This window comes from Desulfofundulus thermosubterraneus DSM 16057, assembly GCF_900142025.1.
GTDB classification, from domain to species: Bacteria; Bacillota; Desulfotomaculia; order Desulfotomaculales; family Desulfovirgulaceae; genus Desulfofundulus; species Desulfofundulus thermosubterraneus.
The window spans coordinates 20,748-40,236 of record NZ_FQZM01000017.1 but is presented as its reverse complement, the minus strand read 5'-3'; the positions used below and the strand labels follow the sequence as shown (position 1 = coordinate 40,236).

General features: G+C 52.3%; 15 protein-coding genes. All 15 read left to right on the top strand.

The window, feature by feature from the left end; genetic code table 11:
* The first annotated feature begins 29 nt into the window (after window positions 1-29).
* Window positions 30-1,418: a UDP-glucose dehydrogenase family protein gene (locus tag BUA65_RS07625; RefSeq protein WP_278246271.1), complete on the top strand. Its 1,389-nt coding sequence runs from the start codon at window positions 30-32 to the stop codon at window positions 1,416-1,418.
* Window positions 1,419-1,472: 54 nt separating this feature from the next.
* The gene (locus BUA65_RS07620) at window positions 1,473-2,447 is read left to right on the top strand and encodes a glycosyltransferase family 2 protein (protein ID WP_072868584.1); all 975 of its coding nucleotides are present in this window, start codon (window positions 1,473-1,475) and stop codon (window positions 2,445-2,447) included.
* A 208-nt stretch (window positions 2,448-2,655) separates the two neighbouring features.
* Complete coding sequence (locus BUA65_RS07615) at window positions 2,656-3,897, top strand: glycosyltransferase family 4 protein (RefSeq protein WP_165613216.1); 1,242 nt, start codon at window positions 2,656-2,658, stop codon at window positions 3,895-3,897.
* A complete protein-coding gene (locus BUA65_RS07610; protein WP_072868580.1) occupies window positions 3,894-4,664 on the top strand; it encodes a class I SAM-dependent methyltransferase in 771 nt (256 codons plus the stop codon). The genes BUA65_RS07615 and BUA65_RS07610 overlap by 4 nt, the downstream gene beginning before the upstream one ends.
* Window positions 4,649-5,584 (top strand): lysylphosphatidylglycerol synthase domain-containing protein, encoded by a 936-nt coding sequence (locus tag BUA65_RS07605; RefSeq protein WP_072868579.1) that lies wholly within the window; start codon window positions 4,649-4,651, stop codon window positions 5,582-5,584. Before BUA65_RS07610 ends, BUA65_RS07605 begins: the two co-directional genes overlap by 16 nt.
* A 497-nt stretch (window positions 5,585-6,081) precedes the next feature.
* Window positions 6,082-8,292: a hypothetical protein gene (locus BUA65_RS07600; protein WP_072868577.1), complete on the top strand. Its 2,211-nt coding sequence runs from the start codon at window positions 6,082-6,084 to the stop codon at window positions 8,290-8,292.
* Between the two features lie 676 nt (window positions 8,293-8,968).
* Window positions 8,969-9,706: an ABC transporter ATP-binding protein gene (locus BUA65_RS07590; RefSeq protein ID WP_072868573.1), complete on the top strand. Its 738-nt coding sequence runs from the start codon at window positions 8,969-8,971 to the stop codon at window positions 9,704-9,706.
* A gap of 112 nt (window positions 9,707-9,818) precedes the next feature.
* Window positions 9,819-10,799, top strand: a complete 981-nt coding sequence (gene gmd, locus BUA65_RS07585) for a GDP-mannose 4,6-dehydratase (protein ID WP_207543871.1) — start codon at window positions 9,819-9,821, stop codon at window positions 10,797-10,799.
* Window positions 10,787-11,731 carry a GDP-mannose 4,6-dehydratase gene (locus BUA65_RS07580; RefSeq protein ID WP_072868570.1) on the top strand — a complete coding sequence of 315 codons (945 nt, stop codon included), beginning with the start codon at window positions 10,787-10,789 and terminating at the stop codon, window positions 11,729-11,731. Before gmd ends, BUA65_RS07580 begins: the two co-directional genes overlap by 13 nt.
* A 68-nt stretch (window positions 11,732-11,799) precedes the next feature.
* On the top strand, window positions 11,800-13,188 hold the full coding sequence (locus BUA65_RS07575; protein ID WP_072868569.1) for a class I SAM-dependent methyltransferase: 1,389 nt from the start codon (window positions 11,800-11,802) through the stop codon (window positions 13,186-13,188).
* Entirely contained in the window at window positions 13,179-14,282 is a 1,104-nt protein-coding gene (locus BUA65_RS07570) for a glycosyltransferase family 4 protein (protein ID WP_165613215.1), read from the top strand. Before BUA65_RS07575 ends, BUA65_RS07570 begins: the two co-directional genes overlap by 10 nt.
* Entirely contained in the window at window positions 14,279-15,520 is a 1,242-nt protein-coding gene (locus BUA65_RS07565; RefSeq protein ID WP_072868567.1) for a glycosyltransferase family 4 protein, read from the top strand. Before BUA65_RS07570 ends, BUA65_RS07565 begins: the two co-directional genes overlap by 4 nt.
* 58 nt (window positions 15,521-15,578) lie before the next feature.
* The gene (locus tag BUA65_RS07560; RefSeq protein ID WP_072868566.1) at window positions 15,579-16,769 is read left to right on the top strand and encodes a glycosyltransferase family 4 protein; all 1,191 of its coding nucleotides are present in this window, start codon (window positions 15,579-15,581) and stop codon (window positions 16,767-16,769) included.
* Between the two features lie 51 nt (window positions 16,770-16,820).
* Window positions 16,821-17,915: a glycosyltransferase family 4 protein gene (locus BUA65_RS07555; RefSeq protein WP_072868565.1), complete on the top strand. Its 1,095-nt coding sequence runs from the start codon at window positions 16,821-16,823 to the stop codon at window positions 17,913-17,915.
* A gap of 83 nt (window positions 17,916-17,998) precedes the next feature.
* Entirely contained in the window at window positions 17,999-19,396 is a 1,398-nt protein-coding gene (locus BUA65_RS07550) for a phosphomannomutase/phosphoglucomutase (RefSeq protein WP_072868564.1), read from the top strand.
* The last annotated feature ends 93 nt before the right edge of the window (window positions 19,397-19,489 follow it).

Sequence of the window (19,489 nt, the reverse complement as noted above, 5' to 3'; positions counted from 1 at the left end):
TTGGTTATACAAAGACATAAAGAGCAGGAATAGAGGTAAGCCGTGCCATGAATGTAACAGTTATTGGAACCGGATATGTTGGCCTCACCACCGGTGCTGCCTTGGCCTATCTGGGGCACCGGGTCACCTGCGTGGACAAAGACCCTGCCAAGCTGGAACTCCTCTGCAGGGGGAAGAGCCCCGTCCACGAGCAGGGTCTGGAAGAATTGATGTCGCTGGCCGGAAGAAACCTCAACTTTGCCCACCGAATTCAGGAGGCTGTAAAAGACGCAGAAGTAATTTTAGTGGCGGTGGGCACACCGGCCAAATCTAACGGGGAGGCGGACACGCAGTACGTGGAGGCTGCCGCCCGGGAAGTGGCCGAGGGCCTGAAAAAAGGCCGACTTCACTGCCTGGCAGTAAAGTCCACCGTGCCTGTCGGTACCAACCGCCGGGTATCCCAGGTGGTAAGGCGGGTCCTGGAGGCCAGGGGTGTGGGAGACAAGACGACCATCCTTGTGGTTTCCAACCCCGAGTTCCTGCGGGAGGGCAGGGCCCTCCATTGCACATTTTACCCCGACCGCATCGTGGTGGGGGCGGAACAACCGGAAGGCGTAGATATGCTGCGGCGGCTTTACCAGCGGATACTGGAGCAGACCTTTGACCCTCCTCCCTTTTTGCCCCGTCCTGAAGGTTACAGTTTGCCACCCCTGGTGAGCACCGATCCTACCAGTGCGGAAATGATTAAATATGCCTCCAACGCTTTCCTGGCCCTCAAGATAAGCTTCATTAACGAAATCGCCGGCTTGTGCGAAAAGGTAGGCGCTGACGTGACAGAAGTGGCACGGGGTATGGGGCTTGACCCACGCATCGGATCCGGTTTTCTCGCCGCAGGACTGGGATGGGGAGGAAGCTGCTTCCCAAAGGACACCGCGGCTCTCCTCGCCATGGCGGAGGAGCACGCCTACACCATGCCCATCGTGTCGGCTTCCCGGGAGGTAAACTCCCGGCAGAGGTACAGGATTGTAGAAAAACTCCAGGAAACCCTGAAGGGAGTGCGGGGCAGGGTAATAGGGGTGCTGGGCCTGGCCTTCAAGCCCGGCACTGACGATGTGCGGGAGTCTCCCGCCCTGGATGTAGTGAGGATTCTGGTCGAGCGGGGCGCCCACGTGCGGGTGCACGACCCGGTAGCCATGGACAACGCGCGGCGGGCTTTAGAAGGATTGGAGGTGGAGTTTTTCCGGGACCCTTACGCCCTGGTCTCAGGCGCCGAAGCCCTGGTGCTGGCCACCGAATGGCCCGAGTACCGGCACCTGGACCTCGCACGCCTGGCGGGAACGATGTGCACCCCGGTTCTGCTAGACGGGCGCAACCTGTTCGACCCTGAAGAAGCCAGGCGAGCGGGCTGGACTTATATGGGAATAGGCCGGTGGGCTTAATCAAACAGACACAGCATCGCAACGGCGCGCTGCTGTCCGATGGGGGAAGGAGAAATGAAGCTCATTATTCAAATCCCATGCTACAACGAGGCAGAAACACTTCCCATCACACTCGCCGCATTGCCGCGTAAGGTGCCGGGATTTGATACCGTTGAGTGGCTGATTATTGACGACGGCAGCCGGGATGATACCGTGAGAATTGCGAAGGAGAACGGGGTAGACCATATTGTTTGCCATACGTGTAACCAGGGGCTGGCGCGGGCCTTCATGACAGGCCTGGAAGCATGCTTGCGCCTCGGCGCCGATGTGATCGTGAATACCGATGCAGATAATCAGTACAATGCAGACGACATCCCCGCTTTGGTGGCTCCCATTTTGGAAGGGAGGGCCGATATTGTCGTCGGAGCCCGCCCCATAGATGCTATTGAGCACTTTTCACCCGTCAAGAAAATGCTTCAAAAGTTGGGGAGTTGGGTGGTACGAATTGTCAGCCGCACCGACGTTCCGGATGCACCCAGCGGCTTTCGCGCCATAAGTCGGGATGCAGCGCAGCGCCTGATGGTATTCAGCGACTATACCTACACGCTAGAAACCATAATCCAGGCCGGTCAGAAAAACATGGCCATCATGTCTGTACCGGTACGTGTAAATAAGGACCTGCGGCCTTCTCGGCTCATTAAAAGTATTCCATCTTATATTGAGCGTTCTATCGTGACAATGGTGCGCATCTTTATCATTTACCGGCCGTTTCGTTTTTTCGCGAGCCTGGGCCTAATATTAACCGGTGCGGGCTTTTTGCTTGGGTTGCGTTACTTGTATTACTACTTCACCGGACGAGGAGAAGGACACGTTCAATCCGTTATTCTGGCGGGGGTGCTGCTCGGCATGGGATTTCAAACGTTTCTGGTGGCTTTCGTGGCCGATCTCCTGGCGGCAAACAGGAAGCTGCTTGAGGATATTCGCTATACGGTAAAGCATATTTTGAGTGAAAACAACAGTTTTTTCAACAAGGAGGGTAAACGTGGCTGATCAAGGGACAGAGGGGCTGTTGTCGTCTTTACTTCGTTCGCAACGGTTAAAGGCGGTCCGACCGTATGTAAAGGGGCAGAGTTCTGGATGTGGGCTGCAGATCCGGGGCGCTGGCAGATATGGAATGCAGCTTAAAGCTTGCCGTGTACAAGAGTTTTCTGTTTGGTGCCAACAAGCTGGCCGTGTTTCGACGAACGGAGGATTTCTCATGAAAATCTCTGGTGGTCATACCGAAAAAGGCGTGGAGGTGGGTAACTGTTATGACAAATACGGGTCACGTAATCCCATAAAGTCGTTAGCCAAAGTCAGTGCTGCTAGTTTGAATGGGAAGATTAATTCAATGAAAAGTCCCGTTAGCAAAAATAAGAAAAAATTACGTGTTATTTTCATCACGCGGAAATGGCCTCCGGCTGTGGGCGGTATGGAGACCTATTCGGTTGAGCTCGTTAACGAACTCAAGCAACACACTGATCTATTAGTGAAATCTCTGCCAGGACGCTCCGATGGTCAGCCGCCTTCGATACTAGCACTTTTTAGGTTTTTCCTCTCGGCGACGGCGTTGATCGCCATCGGACGGCGTGTTGATGTTGTTCATATTGGAGATCTTGTGCTCTGGCCGCTTGCACTTATTGCGCGGATCTTTCAGCCACATGCTCGTATAATTGCTACCGCTTATGGCCTTGATATAGTCTATGGTCTACGTAAAGGCTTGTTGCCTCGCATCTATCGTCTCTACCTAGCCGTATGCGTTCGGTTCTGCCGTCACTTTCTTCGAATTATAGCCATTTCTCACGCAACTGCAGCACTTTGCAGGGGGGCTGGTTTTTCTGATGTCGTGGTAGTGCCCCTTGGCGTGCGCTCAGTGCCTGTTGGGGAGGTTATGGATGTCAACCCTGACCGATATGTGCTTTTTGTAGGGCGTCTTGTACGGCGTAAGGGTGTTAGCTGGTTCATTCGTAATGTGCTACCACGACTTGACCAGGACATAACCTTGAAAATTGCTGGGACTTGCTGGGATAGAACGGAATGGGAGGCCATTACCAGTGACCCGCGTGTTGAGTTCCTTGGAGTGGTTTCCAATAAAGATTTGGTTCACCTTCGCCGTAAGGCATTGGTCGTAATTATGCCAAACGTGGATACCGGTGGTCTTGACTTTGAGGGTTTTGGCCTCACAGCGCTGGAAGCGGCGGCGGACGGTGGTGTATTGCTCGTCAGCGGTATTGATGGCATCGTTGATGCGGTTGTCGACGGCAGAACGGGATTTCTCTTGCCCCCAGGTAATGCCGATGCTTGGGTGAAGAAAATTACCGAGATTGCTGGATGGAGTGTGGAGCAACGTCGCGCCTTTATCGCCGTTGCCCATGAAACGGTTATACGCGACTTCTCATGGGAGCGAGTCGCTCGCGAAACGCTGGCTGCCTATGAAGCGCACGCAGGAGAAAAGAAATGAATGGCGCACTGCCCTCTTCCCATGCCATACTCGATAGGGAATCACGTGAGAAAAAAGCTAAGAAAATTGAAGCTCTTGTCAGACTTTATGCTCATCTTGGTATGCGTGCTATGCTGGACATAGGAACTGGCTCCGGTTACATAGCTGCATATTTTTCCAGATTGGGTTACGGCCCATCAGGGACCTATGCTGTGGACATAACTGATCAACGACAAGTGAAAGAAGGGTTTCAATTTCAGCTAGTGCAAGGCACGCGTCTGCCATACCCAGATGCTGCATTCGATTTCATTATCTCAAATCACGTCGTAGAACATGTTGGGGGGAGTATGGCGCAAATGGAGCACGTACGCGAAATCTACCGCTGCCTGGAACCTGGAGGAGTACTCTATTTCGCGGTGCCAAACCGCTGGCGCCTAATCGAACCGCACTACAAACTTCCTTTTCTGAGTTGGCTGCCCATTCCGCTTGCGTCCGCTTATATGCGGCTCACTAGGCGGGGAACCCGCTACGACTGCCGTCCGCTCTCACGAACTCAGGCCCTGAACCTGCTGGCTTCGCAAGGTTTCAATGTCACCGAAGCCACCCTTGACGCGATCAGACTTGTCGGCGAAATTGAGTATAAAAGTGCCTTGGCGAAACTCATAACGCGATTGCCCAAGGCTTTCTGGAAGATATTCTCATTCTGGATGCCTACCCTCATCTTTGTCGCCCGGAAGCCTCGGGCTGATTCGCCCAATAAGGAGCAGCGGACATGCGTATCTCCCTGAAAAAGCTTGGCATCCCGCTGACCCTGTTGGCCACAGGTTTCTTTATCCGTTACTTCATTGAGCAGTTTCACCGCATCCCTGCGCTCGGATGGAGCGCGCACACACTGCTCGTGCTCCTGTTCACGACCTTCCTCTCTGCGCTATGCGTCGGACTGGGTGGGGTCATCTGGCAGGTACTGCTGCGTAGTCTTGGTGTGAATACAGCTTGGCAACGTATCCAGGTCATCTACTCCGTCGGGCAGTTCGCAAAATATCTCCCCGGCAATGTAGGCCAACATTTCGGTCGGGTGTTCATGGCTCGGGAAGTGGGAATTCCTACGTCCGCAACGGTACAAACCATGTTTCAGGAAATCTCTTGGGGAGTCGCCGTTGGTGCTGGGTTGACCCTGTTTTCCCTCCTGTATCTTATCGAACCTGGGAAACTGCCCGGCGTGCGAATAATCAGCATAGCCTTGTTGTTTCTGGCAACCCTGTTCCTGCCTTGGGTGGCAATACGCTTGATCAACGGTTTCTTTCCCTCGTTGGGCAGCCGGTTTACCGGAGGCGAGCGCCTCGTCGTACCGACCTTGGGTACCCTGGTCAAGGTAATAGGGCTCTTCCTACTCTGTTTCCTGCTCGTGGGCATCGTGCTCGACGTGCAAGCACGCTTTCTTTTCGGCCAAACCGAAAGCCGCATTTTGGTGCTCACCAGCCTCTTTGCCGTCTCCTGGATCGCCGGTTACCTGACGCCCGGTGCGCCGGCGGGACTGGGCGTGCGGGAGTCCGTGTTGGTACTGTTGCTTTCGTCACTTTATGGCAGTGGCGTCGCCGTCGGGCTCAGCCTCACCCTGCGTGTGGCCACGACCTTGGGGGACGGTCTGGCCTTCGCTCTCGGACTACTTGGGTGGCAAGTATCGCGGGTACGGGAGGTCAGACAATGAGAGCAGGCACTGGCATGCAAATCGTACATTGGGGAACCTACGACGGGGGTAAATCTAGGGTGTATATCTCGCCGGGGGTTCATCCAGAAAGATGTAGAGATCATCGAGTGCCACTGTGAGGTCTGGGGTAGCATCGAGGACAAGAGCCGACTGCGCTGGCTTGGCCCGGAAGTGGTGCGGGCGATAGGCTGGCAGGCGGTGTTTCTGGCTGTATCAGGCTGCGTGTTTGTTGGCACTATGGTGCTGGTCGCACCGCAAGCCATCGATACGGCTATATTGCCTGCGGGGCTTACCTGGTTGCCTGGCTTGCGGGTCTTATCACCCCAGGTGCACGGTGGGTATGTGAGTGCGGGAACTGGTGTTGCTGTTTTTGCTTGGTGGCAGGATTACGGAATCTGATTTACTGCTCGCGTAGTGCTTGGGTGGTTGATAACAGTTTTGTGGGATGTGGGGTTTTTGTGTTTGCATCCCTAATGAAGTTGTGGGGTGGATATTACATGTGGGAAGCTAAAAGAACCAGAACGAATTGGAAAGCAATTGCCGTTTTCATGCTGGCGCTGGCTTTTGTGCTGTTTTTGCACGGTGCAGTGCCATTCGTCGCGGTACCAACGTTAGGCCAGGCAGTGGCGGCGACCGGCTATTCTCAGTCGTTCGTGAATGAATCGCTTTTTTCTATTTACGCGAAAAATTTTGGCTTACCAGACCCGGCACCGGCCCTTTGCGGCTTGGTCGTCCTATACCCAGCAGGTTTCCTCATTGCAGCGGGTTTGCATCCGGCGGATGCCTATGCAGCAATGGCAGCGCTTTGGCTGGCGGTGTCGTTTTTCGGGGCCTGGCGCATCGGCTTGATGTTTGGTCTGCGCGCGCCGCTTGCAGCGGTGGGAGCGGTGTTGTGGATGAGCATGCCAGTGGTCTGGGCGCATGCGTGTTATTCCATGTTGTCACTCGGTATTGGGTTATTGTCGTTCTATTTCTGGGCAGCCCTGCGGATATTCACCCTTCTGCCAACCGACCGAGTTGATGCTATCTGTTCGGCCGCGTTGTACGTTGCCGTCTGTCTGATTGCTATCTTCATGGACGGGTACAGTTTCATGATGTTTGCGGTTGGCTCTAGTTTGTTGGCTGCTTATGTGTTTATACGTTTCGCCGAGAGGCGGCGCCATTTGCTAGTGTTTGCATTCCCGCTTCATGTAGTGGGATTGGGGCTGGCCTATGCGCTGTACGCCGTCTATGTCGGAAAACCGCAATTTGAACCAGCACCCTTGGACTTCTTCCGTGGCTGGGGCGTTGATCTGACCTTCCTTGCCATCCCGACCAAGGGGATGCACTGGTTATGGGATGCGTTGGGACTAAGTATGCCTCGATCCGACCGGGAGTTTTTTGGCGATGCGTCAGTGTGGATGACCACATTCTCAATTCCGGTGATTCTTGTTGGACTTGTGGCATGGTGGTGTACGAGGAGAAAGACTAAGCTGGCAGCGGGTTTCTTATTGGTAGCTTTGTTCGGCTTTTATATGTCGCTGGGTCCATCTCTCAAGGTCAATTCGGTCAAGCCACATGAAATGGGTCCACTTATGCCTGCTGAGCTTGCGGTCGCCCCGACCGGCAGTGCTTGGCTATCCGAGAACCTTCCAGGTTTTAAGAATATGCGGGCAGCGTATCGTTGGAGCGCTCTTGGGGTATTCGGCTTCTGGGCGTTGATCGTCTTACTGATTGCCCGCATGGACAGGCGCGCTCAGGTATGGGGTTTTGCATTGCTGTCGCTGCTGATCGTGTCAAACCTGCCTCTACCTGAAAAGCAGTGGATAGAGAAAGTTAATAACCGTGAGATGTTTTTCCGCATCGATGCTGATCTTGTTGACGACATGAAGAAAGTGCTGTATCAGGGTGAATTGGTGGCGTTTCTTCCCTACCGCAATGATTTCCTGGTCAACTATCTTGCTTCACGCCTGAACATTCGTACTTACAATATTGGAGGTGATAAGAACCTGGTCGAAGCACGAAAACACTGGCCTTTGACCATGCGAACTTTCCAAATGGGGAGAGTCAATAGTGGTTTCTCCAACCGGGTGTTGCTTCTTCTCGTACGGCGTGAAGCAGATACAGTCGTGTTGCCCTATATCGACATGCTGTGGGCGGCGCATGCGTGGCCTGCTCCATTGAAGTACAAGCAGGAGTTGGAATCGATTATCAGGGAATTGGCAAAATCTGGTTATGTGCATATCGAGGAGCGGGAGCACTACGCGATTGTTAGACTCTCTAGCAAATATGTTCAAAGTTCAAGCTTGTATAATTTGGAGCGGGATATTTTAAAGATACATGTTTTTCGATTCGACGAAAGCAATACACTCACCCAGGTGGGAATACTCAAAGAGGGGCGGCTTGTTTCCGATGGTCGCGCCGGATTCCTCTTGTTTGGTCCCTATAGCCCAGTGAAAGCCGGGGAGTATCGCCTTGTAGTTAAAGGCTCTGCTTCTGCGGTTGACTCAGCCTGGGTTGACGTTGTCTCGCAAAAAGGTACAGTCCAGCACGCTAAATTCCCCCTTGCGGTGACGACTGAGGGGATATCTGGTGTCCTTGCGGATGGCCTGGTGAGGCTTGAAGCGCCGGTGGACGACCTTGAGGTGCGGGTCTACGTCGGTGCGCAAGATAGGGTGCAATTGGAGGGTTACGAGCTGACCCCGGTTGAGGCTGGTAGGGAGAGGTAATAGGGATCGGCAAACGGGGTCCGGTCTGGAATCTTAACATTTCATTACTTGATGTGATACAAAGCCCTCTGGCAAGACCATTGAGGAGAGAATACCGTCGTGTACTCTATCACATATACATTGAAGCTAAGGACAGGGAGGTTTTTCTTAGTATCCTTAAAGAAGTAAAGATACCATCATCCAGGCCGGGCAGAAGAACATGGCCATCACTTCGGTGCCCATCCGGATGAATAGGGATCTTCGTCCCTCGTGACTGGTGAAGAGTATTCAGTCCTATGTTAAGCGTAGCATTCAGGGTCAGGGGTATGTGCAGTCCCTGATACTCGCCGACGTGCTACTCGGCATGGGTTTTCAGACGTTTCTCATTTTCCTGAGCCGGTCCGTTATATTGAATGAAGCGGTCAGCGATCAGGAGGTTCGGGTGCGAGTGGACGAACTTGCGGATATTGAGCTGCACGGTTACACACTTCGTCCTGTCAATGATTAAAATTAAGCAGGTACCTGTATGGGATTCAAAATAAGGGTGCGAAAAAGAAAGGAATTCCACCTCTTTTGGCGAATAATGTAAAGATTGTATCAGGAAATGTCAAGAGCCGCCCGGATTAGGGGCGCCAGGGGTACCTGGCGTTAAGAAGCATTATTCTCCTTAAAAGAAACATGGCATGGAGTGACCCTCTTGGTAGCAGTTGAAGTCAAGGATGTCTGGAAAAAATTCCGCCTTTACCACGATAAAGCCTATAGCCTTAAGGAACGCGTTATCTTCTGGGGCAGGCAGAAGGCCGAAGACTTCTGGGCCTTGAAAGGCGTAAACCTTACAGTACCCAAGGGGAGCACGGTCGGGCTTATAGGCCGTAACGGCTCAGGTAAAAGCACCCTGCTTAAAATTATAAGCCGGATACTTTACCCTACTAGAGGAGAAGTGAAGGTAAACGGCCGGGTCTCCACTTTACTTGAGCTCGGTGCCGGCTTCCACCCTGACTTTACCGGAAGGGAAAACGTATTTTTAAACGCCTCCATTTTAGGATTAACCCGCAAGCAGACCAAGGAGAAACTAGAGGAAATCATTGCCTTTGCCGAGTTGGGCGACTTTATCGATAACCCCGTGCGCAACTACTCTTCCGGGATGTACATGCGGTTGGGGTTTGCTGTGGCCGTGCACGTGGCCCCGGATATCCTCCTTATCGATGAGGTGTTGGCCGTGGGAGATCTGGCCTTCCAGGAAAAGTGCCTGGCCAAGATAAGGGAGCTACAAAAAAGGGGAACCACTATCATCTTTGTCACCCACTCGCCCGGGCAAGTGGAGGAACTTTGTGACGTAGCCGTGTGGCTGGACCGGGGGGAGGTAAGGATGCAGGGTTCGGCCGCGGAAGTGGCCCGGGCGTATGCGGAATTTGTGGGCGGGGCGGCGGTGTAAAAATTTGCTGCGCCGGCCTTATAGGCTTAAAAAGTTAATACAAAGCTAACGAAATTATACAAAGATGAGCCAAAGACAAAATATAGCAAGAAGAGGAAACGGAGGAAAGAAATTGACTAAAACTGCTTTAATTACCGGCATTACCGGCCAGGATGGAGCATATCTAGCCCAATTTTTATTGAAGAAAGAATACCGCGTTTGCGGGGCCTTTCGCCGCTCCAGCACCGTAAACTTAGAACGCCTGGACTATTTAGGTATAACTGATAAAGTAGAGCTGGTCCCGTTAGACCTCCTTGATCTCGGGAATATCATCCGGGTATTGGAAAAAGTGCAGCCGGACGAGGTATACAACCTGGCTGCACAGAGCTTTGTCGCCGTGTCCTTTGACCAGCCGGTGGCAACGGGAGAAGTTACCGGACTTGGATCGGCCAGGATGCTCGAGGCCATCCGCATTGTCAACCCCAAGATAAAGTTTTATCAGGCGTCCTCCAGTGAAATGTTCGGCAAAGTGCAAGCTGTGCCGCAGAATGAAAAAACGCCCTTTTACCCGCGCAGCCCCTATGCGGCGGCAAAACTTTATGCCCACTGGATGACAGTAAACTACCGGGAGGCCTACGGCATTTTTGCCTGCTCAGGTATCCTCTTTAACCATGAATCTCCTTTACGGGGTCTGGAATTTGTAACCAGAAAAATAACCTATACGGTAGCGCGCATAAAGCATGGGTTGGCAAAGGAGCTGAGGCTGGGTAATCTTGAAGCTAAAAGGGACTGGGGCTACGCCCCCGAATATGTGGAGGCCATGTGGCTTATGCTTCAAGCGGACCAACCTGATGACTATGTGATTGCTACCGGCGAAACCCACAGCGTCCGGGAATTCACTGAAGCGGCCTTTACCTGCGTTGGCCTGGACTGGCGGGACTACGTGGTGGTAGATCCTGCCTTTTACCGCCCGGCTGACGTAGAGCTCTTGGTAGGCGACGCTGCCAGGGCAAGGGAAAAGCTCGGCTGGCAGCCGCGCACGACCTTCAAAGAGTTGGTGCGAATAATGGTCGAGGCCGATTTGGAAAGAGTGAGGAAAGAATGCGGGCAATAATTACCGGCGCGGCTGGTTTTGTAGGTCGCCATATGGTTGAGTTTCTTAAGGGAAAAGGCTACGAGGTGCTGGCAACTTACCATACCCTGCCGCTGGACGACATTAACTTCGAAAAAGCCCAAGTGAAACAAGTAGACGTAAGTAACAGAGGGGCTTTGCGCTCTCTAATCTATGAGTTTGCCCCAGATGAGATTTATCACCTCGCCGGCATTGCCGTTACTACAGGCAGAGACCCGGATGTTTACTACCGGGTCAACTTTTACGGCACCTTGAAGCTATTCGAAGCGGTACGCGAAGTCGCGCCACAGGCCCGGGTGCTTTATGTTGGCTCGGCTGCCGCCTACGGCGCGGTGCCTCCGGAAAAGCAGCCTATCCGGGAAGAGATGCCGCTTACGCCAGTCAATCACTATGCGGCAAGCAAAGCCGCCGCTGACGTGGCGGCTTGCGCCTGCGCCGCGCAGGGGCTACATATCGTCCGGGCACGCCCCTTCAACCATACCGGTCCCGCCCAGACTACCGATTACGTCTGCTCCCGGCTGGCTAAAGAAGTGGCAGAAGTGGCCCTGGGCCGTACCAAACCGGTGATCACCGCCGGGAACCTGGATGCCGCCCGGGACTTCACCGATGTCCGGGATGTGGTGCGCGCGTACTGGCTGCTACTGCAAAAAGGCCGTCCCGGTGAAGCTTACAACATCTGTAGCGGCAGGGCCTATACGGTGAGGGAAATTGCTGAAACCCTGGCCGCAATAGGCGGGGTGAAAATTACTCTACAGTCCTTACCGAAACTCCAGCGCAGGACCGATATCCCGCTCCTGTTAGGCTCGGCTGAAAAGATATGCTGTGATACTGGGTGGCAGCCTGAGATTCCCTTCCAGCAGACCCTGGCGGACCTGCTGGACTGGTGGAAGGGGAAGTTGGTGACGCCAGCTTGATGTCGAATTAAATTACCCTTAAGAAAAATTAGTTACATCGTTTTTGTCCCCGAGGAGGTGTGCTTTTAATGGGAGAGGATCCGGTTATACAAGCTATAAAACGGGATATTGAAGAATTGCTGGTAACTAAGAGGACAGTTACTTCAGGGTTTTCCGCTGCAGCCGATCTTGGAGCTAACGGCCAGGGTGTGATGGAGGAAATCCGGTGGGCGCTGAACCGGGCAGCAGAAAAAGCGCAGGTGGATATGAACCGCATCCCCGTGCGTTCCTTACGCCCTTTCTGGAGCCCTTTCATTACCTTCTTCAAGCGGGCGGTACGGAAAAGCACCTACTGGCTCTACCAGCCCCTTTTCCAGCAGATAACTAATTTCAACATAGCAATTTTAGACTGCCTGGACAGGATCGCCTTGCGGCTGGAAGAAGCTGACCGGGCGACACAGCGGCCGGTGCTGGAGGAAAACGTCGCTGCACTGCAAGAAACACAGCGACAACTCGCTCAGAAAATCGAGCTGTTAGAAAAAGCCTTTCAGGAATGGGATGCCAAAACCAAGCAGGTTCTCACCGAAGTGGCCACCGATAAGGCCGATTTGCAGCGCGAGGTGATTGAGGCCAAGCAGCAGGTCCAGGATACGCTCCGAGAACTTGCTTCCCTGCGCCGCTTGGTGGAGGACTACCGGGCGGAAGCAGCCTTCCTGCGGGCCAAGCTGGCCCTGGCCCTGCAGTACCAGCGCACGGGCAGATGGCCCGTGCCGCAGGAAGAAGAAGGCCCAGGTCACGCACTACGCCCACTTCAGGATCCCGCGGACACCACCTGGCTGTACCATGCCTTCGAGCAGCAGTTCCGCGGCCCGGAGGAACTCATCAAAGAAAGGCAGCGGGCGTACCTACCCGACGTGCAAAAAGCTCACGAAGCTTGCGGCGGCTACCTGCTGGACCTGGGAGCGGGAAGAGGGGAGTTTCTGGAGCTCTGCCGCGAGGCGGGCATCCCCGCCAAAGGGGTGGACTTGAACGAGGCCATGATCAGCCGCTGCCAGGAAAAGGGCCTGGAGGTGGAAAGGGCGGAGGCTATCTCTTATCTCCAATCTCTGCCAGACGAGAGTCTCTGTGCCGTTACCGCCTTCCAGTTAGTTGAACACCTTGCACCCTCGGAACTCTGGCACCTGGTGCAGACGGCCCTGGTCAAGCTTAAGCCCGGCGGGGTAATAATCCTGGAGACGGTGAACCCGCATTCACTGGCGGCGCTGCAAAACTTCTACCTCGATTTAACCCACCAGCGCCCCATCCCCGCTCCGACCTTGCGCTTTTTGCTGGAGGCGGCGGGTTTCAGAAGGGTGGCGGTCAGGTTCAGCTCCCCTGTGCCTGAGGCACTGTGCTTGCAGGGTGATGATCTGAACGTTGCTAAGCTCAACGATCTCCTTTTCGGGTACCAGGATTACGCAGTAGTGGGGTGGCGGTAGTGATTGAGAACTCTTCTATAGCCATTCTGCTACCGAGCCTTTCTTCAGGAGATGCCATAGGGAACGATGTGCTGGAGGAATACAAACTCCTCAGACAAAGGGGAGCTAGGGTATACCTTTACGCTGAGTATTACGAACCCCAGTTTGCTCCTCTTATGGCCAGCATGGATCAAGTAAAAAATGTGGAAGCAATAATTTACCACCACGGAATTGAGTGGCCGGCAGGGGAGAAGCTCCTTAACCAGCATATGGGATCTTACCGGTTTTTGCGCTATCACAATGTAACGCCGCCTCAGTTTTTTGCCGGCTACAGCGCGGAATTAGAAAAACTGGTAAAGCGCGGAAGAGAACAGACTAGGCGTTTGATCAAGCTCTGTACCCATTTTCTTGCCGATTCTCGGTACAACTGTGAGGAGCTGATTAGCGAGGGGGCGCCTCCGGATAAATGCCTGGTAGTGGCTCCCTTTCACCAAGCCGATGAGTTACTTTCTCTACAGGCTGATATTAGAACATTAGAAAGCCTTCTGGCTGACGCCAGACCCATAATTCTTTTTGTTGGGAGGCAGGCCCCCAACAAAGGCTTGCATCATTTTGTCCGCGTGGCCCGCTCTCTGCTGAACCTTTACAGCGCTAAGTTTCGGTTTATTTGGGTAGGCGGCAGGAACCCGCAGCTTGCGAAGTATTACCGCGAGGTGGAGAATTATTTGGCGGCAAACCGCCTTCTTGACCTGGTTACCTTTCCGGGAAAGGTCAGCCAAACGCAGCTCAAGGCCTTTTACATGGCTGCAAGCGTCTTCTTAACGCTCAGCGAACACGAGGGCTTCTGTGTACCCATAATCGAAGCCCAGGCTGTAGGTGTGCCGGTGGTGGCCCTGGGGCGGGCTGCGGTGTCAGAGACAACTGGGGAAAACCAGCTTATCTTCGAAGAGCTGGATTATGAGCGTTTTGCCACGGCTGTAGCGGTGCTCTTGGCCAATCCTGATTACCGGCTTCACCTTGCAAGTCATGGCAAAAATAACTACCATAGGCGTTTTGCGTGGCAGGTTCTGGAGGCTGCCTTCCTCGGGGCTCTGGGAGGAGTGTACTCCTCATGAAGCGAGTGGCTTTAGTGGTTCAGCGGTTTGGCGGTGAGGTTCAGGGCGGGGCAGAAACTTATGCAGGCGTCCTTGCCAGAGTCCTAAAGGCGCCCTGTGAAGTAACTATTTTGACCTCCACTGCGAGGGATCACATCACCTGGGCGAGATATTACCGGGAAGGGGAAAGTGTTGAGGACGGCCTGAGCGTGCTGCGCTTTCACCCCGACTTTGAAACGCCGCCCTATTTTCACGAGTTGAACCGGATTTTCCTAGGCGGGATCAATCCCGAGCGCTTCTTTGAGCTTTCTCCTTTGCAGAAGAGAAGCTGGCAGGAGCGCTGTTTGAGGCTGCCGGTAAGCTTTCAGGAGGAACTCATCCGGTGGCAGGGGCCCTTTTCTTCCGGGTTATTTCAGTACCTCCGGGATAACTGGCCCCTTTACGATGCCGTGATTTTCTTTACCTATCTATACCCCACCACCTATTTCGGGGTGGACTGTGTCGGTGATCCGGGAAGGGTCTTCCTTCATCCCACCCTGCACGACGAAGCCCACGCCTATCTCTCCATATGGCGCAAGTACTCCCGGTATAACCTCTTATTTTCGACACAAGAAGAGGCTGATTTGGCGCGGCGGCTCTGGGGGGAAGTAAAAGGTCGAGTGGTGGGTTACGGTTTGGTCGACCAGAATGCGGGTAGCGAAGGAAGTACGCTCTGCCACAAAACGAAGCATGGCAGTGAAAAGCACTACCTCCTTTATGCCGGACGTATTGATGCTGCTAAGGGGGTAAATATTCTGTTGGATTACTTTAGCCGCTACAAGCTTGAGCACCCCGAGAGCCTGCTCAAACTAAAGCTTATCGGCAGAGCAAGCCTGAACCTGCAGGTGGAGAAAAGTGCAGGGATTGAGCTTTGTGGCTTTGTTTCCGAAGAGGAAAAGCTCCGGCTCATGGCTGGCGCTTTGGCAGTTGTTCTGCCCAGTCCTTACGAGTCCCTTTCCATTGTGGTTTTGGAGGCCTTTATGATGGGTACTCCGGTAGTTGTTAACGGCTATTGCCCGGTGCTGGCTGGGCACGTTAATCGATCAGGCGCCGGATTTGCTTACCGTAACTATCGTGAGTTTGTAGATGCTGTGGAGACCTTGCGTGGCAATCTAGTTTTGAGGAATGAGGTTGGAAAAAAAGGACGGGCTTATTTTCTGGAAAACTACGAGTGGTCGCGCTACAAGGCGAGGCTATTAGAGGCCTTAAATTTAGTGTGAAAAACTGGCTCTGAGTCTTAACTAAATTTTGGTTCTTTAATTTAGAGGGGTACAGTGAATGATGAATGTGGGAGGTAAGAAAAGAAAGATAGCTATTGTTCATCCCCATTTTTGGTGGGGAGGGGGGGAAGCAGTGGCTTTATGGACAGCACAGGCACTTAGTAAGTCATATGACGTAGCTTTCCTCACTTTTGACGATGTCAAGCTGGAGGAACTAGATAATTTTTACGGCACCAGTTTGTACGAAACAGATGTGTCCGTCTGCGTTTTACCTTTACCCCCCTTCCTCAAGAAGAACAAATCAAGGTTTACTATAATAAGGCAACAATACATGATGAGGTGGTGTAAACGCCTCAAAGAACAATTCTCGCTTTTCTTTAGCACCTATAATGAAATGGATTTTGGCATCAGGGGAGTCCAGTACGTCCATTTTCCCTTGCTCGCGGGAGCAGAAGTAGCCAGGCTTGGGGATGCTGAATTTTTTGATGCCTGGTATCACCGATCCTCTTCTGTGCGCTGGTTATACGAAGGTTTTGGTCGGCTCTTAAGTGGATATAACGCTGAACGCATGAAAACAAATGTTACACTGGTAAATTCCAATTGGACGGGTAAGATAGTGCAATCGGCTTATTCTATTTCTACCGTTACTGTTTACCCTCCGGTAGCATGTTTTTTTGGAGATAACGATTTTGGAGACCTAAGTTTTGAAAAAAGGGAAGATGGTTTTGTTACTATCGGCCGCTTTGAGCCTAGCAAAAAAATAGCGGAGATCATTCAAATATTGAGGAGTGTGCGTGAGGCCGGGTTTAACGTCCATCTGCACATTGCTGGTCAAAGATACAACGAGTCCTACTACAAAAGGCTCCTGGAATTGCAAAGAGAGAATGCTTCCTGGATATTCCTAGAAGAATCTCTGGGGCGTACCGACTTGCTCAGGCTTATATCTAGCCACAAATTTGGTATCCACGGAAAAATAAATGAACATTTTGGTATTGCTGTAGCCGAGATGGTTAAAATGGGTTGTGTTGTATTTGTACCTAATAGTGGCGGCCAAGTAGAAATTATTGGTAGCAACCCGCTTTTAGTTTATTCCACATTAGAAGATGCGAGCAAAAAAATAATCGACGTTTTACAGAATAGAGAACTTCAGTATTCACTGCATAGCGAAGCTAAGAAAAGGGGAAAACTTTTTTCTGCTCAAGGATTTATGCAGCAGGCAAAGGAAATCGTTGGAAGTTTACTGGAATAATAAGAACTAAACAATTCGTAATGGTTGCAAAGCAAAGCGGAGGTTCTTTATATGAGACTTGTTTTAATTTACCTGGGCAGGCTTGGTGGCGGTGCGGTGTATAGCCTGGAGGTAGCAAGAGCCCTCGGCAGGAAGTGTGACTTAACTGCCGTCATTTCAGCTCAGGTAGAAAATCTAAATGCTTGGAAGGAGTTGGGGATTAAGATTATAGCCGTTCCAACGTATAAAAATGCTGGAGAATTTATCTTTTCTACTCTATTTCTTTACCGCTGGTGGAGGATAGCTTTAAAAATTAAGCAACTGAAGCCAGAAGTCCTTTATTACCCAATGATTCACTTTTGGACACCCTTGATTAACTGGCACTTTCCACATATTCCCAAAGTAATTACTTTACACGATCCTGTTTTACACCTTGGGGAAAGAAATCCATTGCAAAAGTTTATTCAAGACATTAGTACAGGCCAAGCCACGCGGTTAATAATCCTGAGCAGGATATTTGAAGACTGCTTGATATCTAAAGGAATAGCTCGTTCAAAAATAGACATCATTCCTCATGGAGTATTTTCTTATTATAAAAAGTGGAAAAAAAAGCACACACCTTTCCTTTCAAGTAAAAATATTTTATTTTTCGGAAGAATAACCCCATATAAGGGTCTGAAAGTTCTGTTGCGCTCCTTTCCACTAATTAAAAAAAAGGTGCCGGAAGCAAAGCTCATCATAGCAGGAAGCGGTAATTTAAAGCAATATGGAAAACTCTTCAGGGATTGTTCAGATGATATTCAAATAGTTAACAGATGGATTCCGGAAGAAGATGTTGCTTCCTTTTTTGAACAGGCAAGGCTTGTAGTATTGCCTTACACCGAAGCCACCCAGTCAGGTATAGTCCCCATTGCGTATGCATTCGGTCTGCCTGTTGTCGCTACTGATACGGGAGGACTGAGGGAGCAGGTTATCCATGGTAAGACAGGGTACCTGGTCCCTCCCGGCGATCCAAACAGTATGGCTGAAGCCTGTATCAAATTGCTCCAGGAAGAAGAAACGGCCCGTAAGATGGGCATGGCAGGTTATGAAACAGCAATCAAGGATTGGAACTGGGACGTGATAGCTGAAAAAATACTCTATTCTTGTCAACAGTCCAGGAGCTAGCTTTTTCAGGGCATTATCGGTGACGAAAAGAGCAGTCCTGGCCTGAGTGTAAAATAGAATTAGAACAGGAGGCGATTTTCGACTTGCTCAAGACATCTCCTTTCTTAAACCCCTCAATCTTCCGGGAATACGACATCCGGGGCGTGGCCGGAAAAGACTTAACCTTTGAAACTGCCCGTACCCTGGGAAAAGCCTTCGGCACCTTTCTTTTAGAACAGGGCTTAAGTGAAGTGCTGGTGGGCCGGGACAACCGGGCCAGCTCCGGAGAATTGCGAAACGGAATTTGCGATGGGCTTTTATCAACGGGATGTGATGTTATTGATCTGGGCCTGGTGGTTACACCCATCGTATACTTCGCCCGTTACCACCTGGGCGTAAAAGGCGCCGTGATGGTCACCGGCAGCCACAACCCGCCGGAGGAAAACGGATTTAAGCTCGCTGCGGGCGGTGCGGAAACGATCTACGGGAAAGAAATCCAGAGGCTCAGGGAGATTTGTTCGCTCGGTTCTTTTGCAACCGGCCGGGGGAAAATTAAAACTGCTGACGTTGTTCCCGCCTACCTGGAAATGCTGGCTGATAAAATTAAGCTTGGTCCCCGCCAGTTAAAAGTGGTCGTGGACTGCGGCAACGGTACGGCGGGTTACTTTGCGCCGCAGCTCTTGCGCCGCTGGGGTTGTAACGTGATAGAGCTTTATTGTACTCCCGACCCGGTCTTTCCCCACCACCACCCCGACCCGGTAAAAACGGCCAACCTCCTCGATTTGCAAAAGAAAGTTTTTGAGGAGGGGGCAGACCTGGGCGTGGCCTACGACGGGGATGCCGACCGCCTGGGGGTTGTGGACGACCGGGGGAACGTGGTCTGGGGGGACAGGCTGATGATCCTCTTCTGGCGCGAAATTCTTCCCCGTTTCCCCGGTGCCCCGGTGCTGGTGGAAGTCAAGTGCTCCCAGAGCCTGGTGGAGGAAGTTGCCCGCCTTGGGGGGAAGCCCATTTTTTCCCGCACCGGGCATTCCCTGATCAAGGCCAGAATGCGGGAACTTAACGCTCCCTTTACAGGGGAAATGTCCGGCCACATGTTTTTCGCCGACGAATATTACGGCTACGATGATGCGCTGTATGCTACCGGGAGGCTTTTGCGTATTTTATCAAATACGGAAGAACCTCTTTCTTTGCTTTTGGCTGGCGTGCCGCAATATTACTCCACGGCGGAGACGCGCGTACCCTGTCCGGACGAGGTTAAATTTGCCGTTGTAGAGCAACTTGTTAAGGAGTTTCAGCGCCGATTCGAAGTTATTGACGTGGACGGTGCCCGGGTACTGTTTGAGGACGGGTGGGGACTTGTGCGCGCTTCCAACACGCAGCCCGTGCTGGTGGCCCGCTGCGAGGCGAGGACGCCGGAAGGGCTGCAAAGAATTTGCGACTTGATGAAAAAAGCCATTACCGCCCACCCACAGGTGGAAGATTTCCAGTGGGAGTTTTAGCCGGGTGATGCCGGCAAGCAGAATGACCGCTTCTTGAAACCCTTCTGAACCTGAGGTAAACTGTAACCATAAAGAATATAAGGAGACGGCTCG